Below are 11527 nucleotides of genomic sequence, written 5' to 3' on the forward strand. Positions count from 1 at the left end.
GTTTGCCTCCCCTAAATTGACTTAAACCATCACAAAAGCGTCATATAAGCGCGGTAACGTAACTATCACTATAATTAATCACTTATAAACCATGATCCCTAGCTATAGATTTGCCACTTCGATACTCCTATGCTGCGCTACATTATTGAGCCTGTGTCTACTCCAAGCGCAACTCAAACCTAGTGCCGATATTGACTGGCTCGATATCACCACCGAAGGCGCGCTATTATTACTAGGCTTAAGTTGGCTAGTGCTGGTGTTATCTGCCCGACCTGGCGGTCGTGTCACCCAGCTATTACTGATTGGCTTATTGGGGTATAGCCTTGGCTGCTATATGGATTTACTCGATGAGTTCTTTATTAACGACAGCTTGCCGAGCTGGTTCAATTTAATGGAAAAGCTGCCGACACCTATTGGCTTAGTCACCTTGACCTTTGGTTTATGGCTATGGCGAGAAGAGCAAACCACCATCAACGAGCAGCTGCGAACCCGCGAGCAATTTTATCGCCAACACCAGCTGGTTGATCACCTAACCCAGCTGTGCGATGCCAGAGCCATGCGCCACCAACTCGAGCAACATTTAGCTCAACCCCACGCTATCGCATTGATCATGATTGATCTGGATAATTTTACCCAAATCAACCATCAACGAGGTTTTACCCAAGGCGACCAACTGCTGACTAACGTCGCACAAATGTTAGCTAGTCAGCTTCGTTCACAGGATTTAGTGTGCCGATACGCCGGCGATCGATTTGTTATTATGCTAAGCCAATGCAGCCAAGTCTTTGCAGAAGCCATGGCCCAAGAGCTGGTAAACACCATCACACCACTGGGCTGCCAAGCAAGCCAAGCGATATGCTTTACCGCCAACAATAACGCTCAACCTTCACTCAACGCTGAGCAACTTGTTGAGCAGGTAAACCAAAACCTAGAGCAAGTAAAGCAAGCACAACGATGGCCTAAAGCCGGATGAAATTAACGGCAATTGCCTATGCTGACGATAAATGCATTGATAGCCAGCTACTCGTCGCCAATTTGGTAGCACTGTTCCGGCTGCGGGGCTTATCCACGGCCTCCCTGTTGGCGGGAAGCGCCATTTTCGAACAAGACTTTTGCCAGGCTGAACACAAAATTAGTCCGCTGCAATTGGCTAAACTGGTGAGTAATGCAATTAAATCTTGGCCTACTGACGACCTTGCTTTTATTTTGGGTCAGCAGTGGTTACCAGCCCAAAGTGGTCAACTAAGCCAAGGTTTACTCTGTAGTGAAGACTTAGATCAAGCGCAGCGATTTTGGCAACGCTACCATTGGCTTGTTCAGCCTTGGCTACAGATCTCACGCTGGCAAACCGCCGAACAGCAGCATCTGCTGCTCCAGCAAGACTTAGGTATGCCACAGCTGCAACGCTTTTTCATAGAATTAAGTTTATCGAGCTTAGTATCCAGTTATAAACGTTTAAGTCGCTGCCGCTGGCAAGGTCAGTTCTCACTCCCCTATTCAGCCCCAAGCAATATTGACCAATACTACAAATACCTTGGTGACGAATTGAAATTTAACCAACCTATCTGTGTCGTCAGCGTCAACCAATCTACACTCAAGCAAGCTTTTGAATTACATAATTCGCAAGGTTTTTTACAAGCACAACGACAGCTGAGGCGGCAATATTTAAATGCTGATCGTCGTATTGGTTTGCCAGCAACCATCCGCGCTCTTCTGCTAAGACAAATCCACGCTAATTTGAGTTTGCCCGATGTCGCACAGCAGCTGTGTCTCAGCCCCGCGACACTGAAGCGAAGGCTAAAGGCATTTAGTATTAGCTTTCAGCAACTGCAAGATGAAGCCAAGCTACAACACGCTATCTATCTGATTGTGATTAACGGAGACAGTAACCCCCATATCGCCAAACAGTTAAAATTTGCCGACAGTAATAATTTTCGCCGCTCATTTAAGCGCTGGACAGGACAATTACCTAGCCAGTTTAGATATTGGTTATCAAATTAGATCGATTGCCCTGCAGCCACCCCTGATGACCATGCCCACTGGAAGTTGAACCCGCCGAGCCAGCCACTGACGTCCATCACTTCACCGATAAAGTATAAGCCCGTGACATTTTTCGCTTCCATGGTTTTAGATGACAACTCGTTGGTATCAACACCGCCAAGCGTTACTTCTGCGGTGCGGTAACCTTCGGTGCCATTCATCACGATTGACCACTCATTTAAGTCTCTAGCAATTTGGTCTCGTTCACCGTGCCCTAATTGATTTAAGGCTTTATCCAGATGAGTTGCATCAAACAACGTTTCAACAAGACGCTTTGGTAACCACTGACTAACCGTATTTCTTAAGCTTTGTTTAGGATGATTAGCCAGTGCAGTTTCAATTTTTTCTTTGGCACTTTCATTGGGCAATAAGTTAATACTAATTGCTTGTCCTGCTTGCCAGTAATTTGAGATCTGCAAAATAGCTGGGCCAGATAAACCACGATGAGTAAACAATAGTGCTTCACTAAATTGGGTACCATCTTCAGCGGTTATGGTTGACGGCACAGCAATGCCTGACAGCGGCTCAAAACGCGCTTTTTGTTCACTATGCCATGTAAATGGCACTAAGCCAGCTGTGGTCGGTAACACCTTGAGTCCAAATTGTTCTGCAAGTTTGTAACCGTAAGGTGATGCGCCAAGTTTTGGCATGGATAAGCCGCCTGTAGCAATCACTAATGAATCACAGCTAAATTCACCATTGGAGGTTTGCACTTCAAACTGTCCTTGGGCATTTTTCGCCACACTCATGATCTCAGTGCGCAGCTGTACTGTAGCGCCCGCCCAATCACATTCAGTCATCAACATGGTGACGATTTCTTTGGCTGAATCGTCACAGAATAACTGCCCGTGGTCACGTTCATGGTAGTTAATACCATGACGTTCAACTAACTCGATAAAATCCTGTGAACGATAGCGGGCTAGTGCAGACTTAACAAAATGGCTGTTGCCACATAAGAAGTTATGCGGCTCTATTTTTTGGTTGGTAAAGTTACAACGACCACCACCGCTGATAAGAATTTTTTTACCTGCCTGTTTGGCGTTATCTAACACCAGTACATCACGACCTCGATAGCCTGCAGTTGATGCACACATTAATCCTGCTGCGCCTGCGCCAATAATAATTACGTCGTGATGTTTCACAGGTTTACTCTCTTATTCGTTAAGCGCCTTACGGCAATCGATTAGCATATTTTAGTGGCGGATTTTTCATCAGCCACAAAAAAGGGCGCTATATTAGCACCCTTTTCGTTGTATTCACACTTGCACTAGCTTGAGAGTGTTTCAGACTTCTGTTCGCGTCCTAGTAGCTCTTTGGCTGCATCTACAGGGGCTTTACCTTTATAAAGCACTTGATAGATTTGCTCAGTGATTGGCATTTCAACACCAAGACGTTTAGCTAAAGTGTAAACCTCTTTGGTATTGCGATAACCTTCAACCACTTGGCCAATTTCTTCTTGGGCGGTATCGACATCGCTACCTTTACCTAGTGCCAAGCCAAATCGACGATTCCGTGATTGATTATCTGTACAAGTCAGCACTAAATCACCTAGGCCAGCCATACCCATAAAGGTATTAGCATCCGCATTTAATGCGACGCCTAAACGTGTTAGTTCAACTAAACCACGGGTGATCAATGCAGTACGAGCATTAGCGCCAAAGCCAATGCCATCTGACATACCCGCGCCAATTGCGATAACGTTTTTAACAGCGCCACCCAATTGTAAGCCAGTAAAGTCATCATTTGCGTAAACACGTAAACGTTTCGGGCTATGTAATAACTCTACCAAATCATGAGTAAAGTCGGTACATGTTCCCGCTACCGAAATAGCTGTCGGCATACCGGCAGCAAGTTCTTTGGCAAACGTTGGTCCTGATAATACTGCTAATGGAAATTTCTCACCAAGTTGCTCACGAGCAACATCTTGCAGTAATCGACCTGTTTCAGGCTCTAATCCTTTAGTGGCCCAGACAATGCGCGCATCATCTCGTAGTAAAGGTTTGGCCTGTTTCAGTACTAAACCAAATACATGGCTTGGTACTACAACCAAAACATTTTTACTCGCAGCAAGTGCTTTGCCTAAGTCGGTTTCTAATTCAAGTGTGTCAGGAAAGGTAATTCCTGGCAGAAATGCATTATTAGCGCGTTCTTTGGCTAGGGTTTCCATGTGCTCAGGCTCATGGCCCCATAGCAAGGTCTTATGACCGCTGCTTGCGAGGGAAATGGCAAGAGCAGTGCCGTAAGACCCTGCTCCTAATACCGTAATTTCGGTAGTATTATCCATATTGATTAAGCGTTTGCTTCTTCAGCAGCAGGAGCTGCAGCAGCGTCTTGCTGACGTTGTTGAACGTACTGTGCAAATAACGCATCAAAGTTAACAGGTGCAAGGTTAAGCTGTGGGAAAGTACCACGAGCAACTAAGTTGCCTACAGTTTCACGTGCGTATGGGAATAGTACGTTAGGGCAGTAAGCACCTAATGAATGAGCAAGTTGTTGTTCAGTTAAACCAGTGATAGAGAAAATACCAGCTTGTTGAACTTCACATAAGAATGCAGTTTCTTCACCGTTTTGAGCTGTAACAGTTAAAGAAAGAATCACTTCATACACGTCATCAGAAAGTTTGTTGCTACGAGTGTCAAGGTCTAGCTTAACTTCTGGGTTCCATTCTTTTTGGAAAACAGCTGGGCTGTTTGGCGTTTCAAATGAAACGTCTTTAGTGAATACGCGTTGAATGTTGAATTGTGGTGCTTGTTCTTCGTTGTTAGCTACTTCAGCCATGATTTTCTACCTTCAAATTGTGTTTTAGCTCTTCTATGAAGCTAATTTTAGATTTGGGCTTTTATTACTAAAATGCAGCTGATGCCATATTTTAGTCCATCCCGATTAAAGTTGATCTAACTAGTTAACAAAACGCCTGTAAGCCCTTTATACAAGTAGGATCTTGTTCTACTCGCTAATATTGTCATCAGCGAGTAGCTGGTTACCTTTTACTTCTTACCTTTAACAGTCGGTAAGTTAGCCGCAGTCCAGTCACCCATACCGCCTTTTAGGTTACTGACATTTTCAAAGCCTTGCGTAACAAGAAGTTGAGCTGCTTGCGCAGACGTCATACCAGCATTACATACAGTAATAATGGGACTGCTTTTATACTTTTCAAGGCTTGTCGCTTTATTATTTTTAATTTCAGACAAAGGCACATTTAACGCATCTACGATGTGGCCTTTACGAAACTCTTCTTGAGAACGAACATCAATGACTTTACCGTCTTGTTTGTTCATTAACATGGTCAATTCTTGCGTATTGATATTAACGACTTTAGAGGTTGCAGCTTTAATCGTAGTCACGACTACCGCAATGAACAAACCAACCCACGCAATACTCAATACTGGGTTTGCTTGAAAAAATTCAATATATTCTTGCATCTTCTCTGCCTACTTTAAAAATGGCTAAAATTAATAAGCCACAGAGTATACCGATTGCGTCTTTATAATGCAGCAAGTTCAAGCCTATTACTCGACTCCAATGATTTATTAGTGCCACTTTACCTAAGAAAGATTGCATTTAGTTAACAAGCAAAGGTCAAATCCGCAGTAATTATGTTTTTATTGCAAATAATTCATCAAGCCTCCCAGCCACTCAGACAACGCCATGGCTATTGAAATAACCTCTCTTAGAGCAAAGCTGTAAGTAAATTACTTTTTCAGCGCCTGCATAAGTAGTAATATCGATACCATTAAAATTTTAACTTTCTCATCAACTTTTAACTTTCAAATAGAGGTATTTCCATGGCGACTCAAAAGCGTCCATTGGCACTCCTTATCTTAGATGGTTGGGGTTACCGCGAAAATACGCATCAAAATGCTATTTTTCACGCTAACACTCCCGTTTTAGATAAATTGAATGCTACTTATCCACACAGTTTAATTTCAGGCTCAGGTTTAGATGTAGGTTTACCTGATGGTCAGATGGGTAACTCTGAAGTGGGTCATATCAATATTGGTTCTGGCCGTATTGTCTATCAAGAACTGACACGTATTACTAAGTCGATTGCAGATAATGAATTCACTCAAAACGCTGCTTTATGTGAATCTATCGACAAAGCAATTAGCAATAATGGCGCAGTGCACATCATGGGGCTGATGTCTCCAGGTGGTGTCCATAGTCATGAAGATCACATTGAAGCTATGTGTCGAATGGCAGTTGAACGTGGCGCAACTAAAGTGTACTTACACGCTTTCCTAGATGGCCGAGATACACCACCTCGCAGTGCAAAAAATTCATTGGCGCATTTTGATGAGTTATTTAACAGTTTAGGACACGGTAAAATCGCTTCATTGATTGGTCGTTACTACGCAATGGATCGTGATAACCGTTGGGATCGCGTACAAAAAACCTATAACCTCATCACTCAAGGTGAAGCTGAATTTAACTACTCTAATGCCGTTGAAGCATTAGAGGCAGCATACGCCCGTGATGAAAATGATGAGTTTGTTGCAGCAACCACTATTGGCGAAGCTGCTCATTTATCTGACGGTGATGCGCTTATTTTCATGAACTTCCGCGCTGACCGTGCACGCCAAATTACTCGCAGCTTTGTAAATGCTGACTTCGATGGCTTTGAGCGTAAAGCGACGCCTGACGTCAATTTTGTGATGCTAACAAACTATGCCAACGACATTAAAGTCCCTGTGGCATTCCCATCAACAGATTTGGTTAATACCTTAGGTGAGACTTTACAAAACCAAGGTAAAACTCAGTTACGCATTTCAGAAACTGAAAAATATGCTCACGTAACCTTCTTTTTTAATGGCGGTAAAGAGCAACCATTTGAAGGTGAAAGCCGCGAACTGATTAAATCTCCAGATGTAGCAACTTATGATCTTCAACCTGAAATGAACTCAACAGAGCTAACCGATAAGCTGGTTGCTGCAATTGAGTCAACAGACTATGACGTGATCATTTGTAATTACCCTAACGGTGATATGGTTGGTCACACAGGAAACTTCGATGCCGCAGTAAAAGCATGTGAAGCTGTAGATGCATGTATTGGCCGTGTGGTTGAAGCGTTACAAAAAGTGGGCGGCGAATGTTTAATTACCGCCGATCATGGTAATGCTGAGCAAATGACCAATGAAGAAACAGGTCAAGCACATACCGCCCATACCAGTGAACTAGTCCCATTCATTTATGTTGGACGTGATGCCACTATCGAAGAGGGCGGCCGATTGAGCGATATAGCGCCAACTATGTTAACCTTGATGGAACAAGAAGTGCCATCAGAAATGACAGGCCACTCAATCATTAAACTCAAAGAGTAAATAGCCACTCGTGAAAAAACGACTATTGTTTAAAGCCAGCATACTTGCTGGCTTTCTGATACTTTCATCATCAGTTCAAAGTGCCGATCTGAACAAGCGTCAGTCTGAGCTTAAAGCTATTCAAGCACAGATTAACCAACAGCAAAGCTCTTTGAAAGACAGCAGCCGCCAACGGGAAAAACTCATTTCGTTACTCAAACGAGATGAGCAAGCTATTTCTAGTGCTGCACAAAAAGTAAATTTAACTCAAGCGTCTCTCAGTCAAGTTAATAGCAAACTCAGTGAGCTAGATGTAGAAAAAATTCAACTAGATAAACGCCGTACAACACAACAAAAAACCTTATCTAAACAACTTTCAAGTGCCTATTTAGCCGGTAATCATGACTACTCAAAAATGATGCTGAACCAGCAAAATCCCGCAACAGTTGAAAGAATGCTGGCTTACTATCAATATCTAAATAACGCCAGAATTGCCGCTATTACAAATCTAAAGAGCACCATAGAGCAATTAGATACCGTTAAGACTCAACAAGTTGAAGAACAGCAAAAGCTGAATGCATTAATCATTGAGCAAAAGCAACAAGCTGAGCAACTCAATAAAGAACAAAGCCAACGTCAGCAAACTTTAGCGCAGATCCAGCGCACCCTTACTAGTAAAGGTGCGGAACTGGAACAAATGCAAATAGAAGAGGCCAGCTTGAAGCGCCTCATTGAGCAAGCGTTACTTGCCGCTAAAGACAACCCTCAAATGGATGGCTTAGCTAAAAAACGTGGACAATTAAATTGGCCAACAAAAGGCCACTTAGCCTCAAAGTTTGGTAGTCGTCGTTCAGGTCAAATCCGTTGGAAAGGAGTGGTAATAGCCGCCCCTGAAGGACGTAACATCACAGCCGTTGCACCAGGCACTGTAATTTACGCCGATTGGTTACGCGGTTTTGGTATGGTGATGGTCGTTGATCATGGTGAAGGTTATATGAGCCTTTATGGCCACGCACAGGCGTTATTAATCCAACCAGGTGAAACGGTGCAGAAAGGTGAATCAATTGCCCTTGTCGGGAGTTCAGGCGGACAAACAGAATCTGGCCTATACTTTGAAATACGACACAAAGGGCAAGCCGTTAACCCAGCGAAATATTGTCGATAATCATCAGGCTATAAAAGCCTAATTCGCTGAAATAACCGACGCCCTGAATATACCTTAACGGTATTAAGGGGCGATTATGATGCAATTTGCACGCTGTTTATTATGTTTTCTATTGGGTATTTCAGTTGCTTTATCAATGAGCTTATCAAGTTCAGAGCAACACTATAAATATGAATCTGAATACAGTTACACGCTGCTATTAGATGTTATCGACACAATTCACACCTACTACTTCAACGATGTTGATCGAGAAGATTTAATCGAATTCGCCATCGATGGCATTTTTACAAACCTTGACCCATATTCCGGCTTTTTGGATTCTGAAGACTACCAAAGCATTAACGATAGTAATAGTGGGCAGTATTTCGGCTATGGTTTTGAAGTGGCAACCGACGACGATCAAATCACTATCATTACTCCTTACCCCAATTCACCTGCAGCAAGAGCAAACTTACAGCCAGGCGATAAAGTACTACAGCTAAACGATACCATTATTGATAGCAGTAACTTAACTGACGTATTGATGGACATAAAACAAAATAGTAATAATAAACAGACAATTAACTTAACCATTGAACGTGAAACTGACTCGCCATTCAAGCTTTCATTAGATCCAGAGCTTATTCATATAGAGTCTATCAACGCTAAAATTATTAAAGGTAATATCGGTTATATACAGTTAAATTCGTTTCAACACGACGCGACTAGCGCCATTATCAAACAAGCTAAACTTTGGAAAAATGAATCATTAAGTGGACTTATTTTGGATGTTAGGAACAATCCGGGTGGCTTATTGGGTCAAGCAATTAGTATTGCGGATCTGTTCTTGAAAAAAGGGTTAATAGTCTCAACTGAAGGGCGTTTTTTTGATGCCAATGAAGTTTATTACGCATCTCAACCAACTATTTTCGAAGATATCCCAATGGTGGTATTAATCAATAAAGGCTCAGCTTCAGCATCAGAAGTGCTGGCAGCAGCACTGCAAGAAAACGAACGAGCAACACTTGTAGGTGAAACAAGCTTTGGTAAAGGTACAGTACAAAGCCTAATACCCATGTTAGAAATGGGTAATGCGATAAAGCTAACCATTGCAAAGTACAGCACGCCTGATGGCAATGACATTCACAGTAAAGGTATTGAACCCGATATTAAAATTTCAAACGAAGCTATTCTAAATTCTGATTATCTGGATATAATTGAGCAAACAACTGCGCAATATGATGAACCACAGGATGGTCAGATTTCTTCAGCTATTGCATGGATAACTACTCATAACTAAAAAGCAGACTCTGTGCGCAAAATATTTTTTGGATTAGCTCTACTCATTACTGGACACGTACAAGCCGCAAACATCGCTATCATCATTGACGATATAGGTTATCGTCAATCAGATGAGGCTGTACTGACGCTCCCTAATACAGTCACCTTATCAGTGTTACCTCATACCCCTTTAGGCCAAACATTGGCTCAACAAGGGCATAATCAAGGTAATGAAATTATGCTGCATATTCCAATGCAGGCATTAAATGGTAAAAAATTGGGAAGCGGTGGTTTAACTAATGATATGGATGAGCAGCAATTAAAGCGTCAGCTTAAAGCATCTCTCGAAAATATCCCTTACGCCAAAGGTGCCAATAACCATATGGGTAGCCTATTAACTCAGTTAGATAATCCAATGAACTGGTTAATGGAAAGCTTAAAGAAAAAGGATTTGTATTTTGTTGATAGCGTCACCACTCGTTATAGCAAAGCGAGCGATAAAGCCCTGCAATATGGAGTGCCGTTACTCAGAAGAGAAATCTTTTTAGATAACGATGTCAGTGAACAAGCGTTAGAGAAACAATTCACTCAAATCATTAAGAAAGCAAAAACCGAAGGGAGTATTGTTGTAATCGCGCACCCTTATCCGGAAACAGTGCGCTTTTTAAATAAAAACCTACATAGATTGGAAGGTAAAGGTATCGACTTAGTCCATACCTCAAAACTTTTGCCAGTTTCAATGGCTAAGAACGAAGGAACTAGTTCAGCTCAAGTACTGAGATAGACAGATCTGGCAGCGTTTCCATTAACTCGTCTGAATTTTTTACTATATCAGCTAAAGAGCACTGATTTAATACTTCCATATAAGCAGCAACAGCCTTAGCTAATATGCCCTTTAAGCTACAAGCAGGCGTAAAGCGGCAATAAGGTTCAGTACAGTTAACTGGGGCTAATGATGGCTCAAGTTCACCCACTAATTTACCCAGATTTATCTCAGCAGGCTTTACCGCCAACTTAAACCCACCGCTTTTTCCTCTAATGGTTTGGATATAGCCAAGCTTGCCTAGATGATGAATAATTTTTGCAACGTGATTCGACGACAGCTCAAAGACAGTTGTGACTTCCGCAATACGAAATAACGTTTCTCTTTGTGGCTGGGCAGCGACGTACATTAAAATACGAATGCCATAGTCTGTATATCGTGTTAGTTGCATAAGTTAATTCCAGGCTTAAAATTTATCTGCTTAAGATGTTGATGATTCAAGTTCAGTGATCAACCATAAAGCTTGTTCATTCGTCGTACTGCACACGTCAATTGTGGCTGTAAACTCAGCACAAACCTTTGGCCTAGATGGGTCGCCAAACAGCTTACATAAGTTATCGTCATTTAATTGAATACAACGCTCACCAGCAGGTTTACCTTTTGGCATTCCAGGGATCGGGCTAGTAATAGAGGGCGCAATGCAACAAGCACCGCAGCCGAGACGACAATCCATAATTCTACCTAAGCGTTAAAGCAGCAATATATCTTACTAATGCCTAATATAAAAACATCTTTTGTATAAAAAGCACATAAAATACATCTTTAACTATAAAGTGAGAGTTCTGTACAATTTTATCTGATAAACATCTGACAATGATTGTTATGAACTCAGTCATTAATCACTTTAAACGCACTACTTATATGCATTCTATCAATCTAGTTAGGTCAAATACATTAACCTACATCATCAAAAGTGCACAGAGCTATAAACGCCAGACACGA

At 42.1% G+C, this 11527-nt stretch carries 12 protein-coding genes; 6 read left to right on the plus strand and 6 right to left on the minus strand.

Going from position 1 to position 11527, the window contains the following annotated elements; all coding sequences use genetic code 11:
• Positions 1-145: 145 nt before the first annotated feature.
• Together AB4153_RS08420 and AB4153_RS08425 are read left to right on the plus strand one after the other, a co-directional pair.
• Positions 146-973, plus strand: a complete 828-nt coding sequence (locus AB4153_RS08420) for a GGDEF domain-containing protein (RefSeq protein WP_371997033.1) — start codon at positions 146-148, stop codon at positions 971-973.
• Positions 970-2001 (plus strand): AraC family transcriptional regulator ligand-binding domain-containing protein, encoded by a 1032-nt coding sequence (locus tag AB4153_RS08425; RefSeq protein ID WP_371997034.1) that lies wholly within the window; start codon positions 970-972, stop codon positions 1999-2001. Before AB4153_RS08420 ends, AB4153_RS08425 begins: the two co-directional genes overlap by 4 nt.
• On the opposite strand, the gene AB4153_RS08430 is transcribed toward AB4153_RS08425, so the two are convergent.
• The 4 genes from AB4153_RS08430 to AB4153_RS08445 all read right to left on the minus strand — a co-directional run bounded on the left by AB4153_RS08430 (position 1998) and on the right by AB4153_RS08445 (position 5462).
• Positions 1998-3182, minus strand: a complete 1185-nt coding sequence (locus tag AB4153_RS08430) for an NAD(P)/FAD-dependent oxidoreductase (RefSeq protein ID WP_371997035.1) — start codon at positions 3180-3182, stop codon at positions 1998-2000. The two genes, AB4153_RS08425 and AB4153_RS08430, sit on opposite strands and share 4 nt — an antisense overlap.
• Positions 3183-3307: 125 nt before the next feature.
• Positions 3308-4324, minus strand: a complete 1017-nt coding sequence (gene gpsA, locus AB4153_RS08435; protein ID WP_102528889.1) for an NAD(P)H-dependent glycerol-3-phosphate dehydrogenase — start codon at positions 4322-4324, stop codon at positions 3308-3310.
• Between the two features lie 5 nt (positions 4325-4329).
• Positions 4330-4818 (minus strand): protein-export chaperone SecB, encoded by a 489-nt coding sequence (gene secB / locus AB4153_RS08440; protein WP_102528888.1) that lies wholly within the window; start codon positions 4816-4818, stop codon positions 4330-4332.
• A gap of 209 nt (positions 4819-5027) precedes the next feature.
• Positions 5028-5462: a rhodanese-like domain-containing protein gene (locus tag AB4153_RS08445; RefSeq protein ID WP_102528887.1), complete on the minus strand. Its 435-nt coding sequence runs from the start codon at positions 5460-5462 to the stop codon at positions 5028-5030.
• Positions 5463-5825: 363 nt separating this feature from the next.
• Here AB4153_RS08445 and gpmM point away from each other — a divergent pair, with 363 nt between their 5' ends.
• From gpmM to AB4153_RS08465, 4 genes are all read left to right on the plus strand, one after another.
• A complete protein-coding gene (gpmM, locus tag AB4153_RS08450) occupies positions 5826-7358 on the plus strand; it encodes a 2,3-bisphosphoglycerate-independent phosphoglycerate mutase (RefSeq protein WP_102528886.1) in 1533 nt (510 codons plus the stop codon).
• Between the two features lie 10 nt (positions 7359-7368).
• On the plus strand, positions 7369-8502 hold the full coding sequence (locus tag AB4153_RS08455; RefSeq protein ID WP_102528885.1) for a murein hydrolase activator EnvC: 1134 nt from the start codon (positions 7369-7371) through the stop codon (positions 8500-8502).
• A 76-nt stretch (positions 8503-8578) separates the two neighbouring features.
• The gene (locus tag AB4153_RS08460) at positions 8579-9781 is read left to right on the plus strand and encodes a S41 family peptidase (protein ID WP_371997037.1); all 1203 of its coding nucleotides are present in this window, start codon (positions 8579-8581) and stop codon (positions 9779-9781) included.
• A gap of 12 nt (positions 9782-9793) precedes the next feature.
• Positions 9794-10546 carry a divergent polysaccharide deacetylase family protein gene (locus AB4153_RS08465; protein ID WP_248956644.1) on the plus strand — a complete coding sequence of 251 codons (753 nt, stop codon included), beginning with the start codon at positions 9794-9796 and terminating at the stop codon, positions 10544-10546.
• On the opposite strand, the gene AB4153_RS08470 is transcribed toward AB4153_RS08465, so the two are convergent.
• Positions 10521-10976 (minus strand): Rrf2 family transcriptional regulator, encoded by a 456-nt coding sequence (locus AB4153_RS08470; RefSeq protein ID WP_371997039.1) that lies wholly within the window; start codon positions 10974-10976, stop codon positions 10521-10523. The two genes, AB4153_RS08465 and AB4153_RS08470, sit on opposite strands and share 26 nt — an antisense overlap.
• 30 nt (positions 10977-11006) lie before the next feature.
• Complete coding sequence (locus tag AB4153_RS08475; protein WP_102528881.1) at positions 11007-11258, minus strand: YkgJ family cysteine cluster protein; 252 nt, start codon at positions 11256-11258, stop codon at positions 11007-11009.
• Between the last annotated feature and the right edge of the window lie 269 nt (positions 11259-11527).

Source organism: Shewanella sp. 10N.286.52.E4, from assembly GCF_041468785.1.
Lineage (GTDB): Bacteria > Pseudomonadota > Gammaproteobacteria > Enterobacterales > Shewanellaceae > Shewanella > Shewanella electrodiphila.

What these genes read in the sequence shown, in the direction of transcription:
- AB4153_RS08425 (WP_371997034.1), top strand. Translation starts at nt 970, where the DNA reads ATGAAATTAACGGCAATTGCCTATGCTGACGATAAATGCATTGATAGC.
- gpsA (WP_102528889.1), bottom strand. Translation starts at nt 4,324, where the DNA reads ATGGATAATACTACCGAAATTACGGTATTAGGAGCAGGGTCTTACGGC.
- secB (WP_102528888.1), bottom strand. Translation starts at nt 4,818, where the DNA reads ATGGCTGAAGTAGCTAACAACGAAGAACAAGCACCACAATTCAACATT.
- AB4153_RS08445 (WP_102528887.1), bottom strand. Translation starts at nt 5,462, where the DNA reads ATGCAAGAATATATTGAATTTTTTCAAGCAAACCCAGTATTGAGTATT.
- gpmM (WP_102528886.1), top strand. Translation starts at nt 5,826, where the DNA reads ATGGCGACTCAAAAGCGTCCATTGGCACTCCTTATCTTAGATGGTTGG.
- AB4153_RS08460 (WP_371997037.1), top strand. Translation starts at nt 8,579, where the DNA reads ATGATGCAATTTGCACGCTGTTTATTATGTTTTCTATTGGGTATTTCA.
- AB4153_RS08470 (WP_371997039.1), bottom strand. Translation starts at nt 10,976, where the DNA reads ATGCAACTAACACGATATACAGACTATGGCATTCGTATTTTAATGTAC.
- AB4153_RS08475 (WP_102528881.1), bottom strand. Translation starts at nt 11,258, where the DNA reads ATGGATTGTCGTCTCGGCTGCGGTGCTTGTTGCATTGCGCCCTCTATT.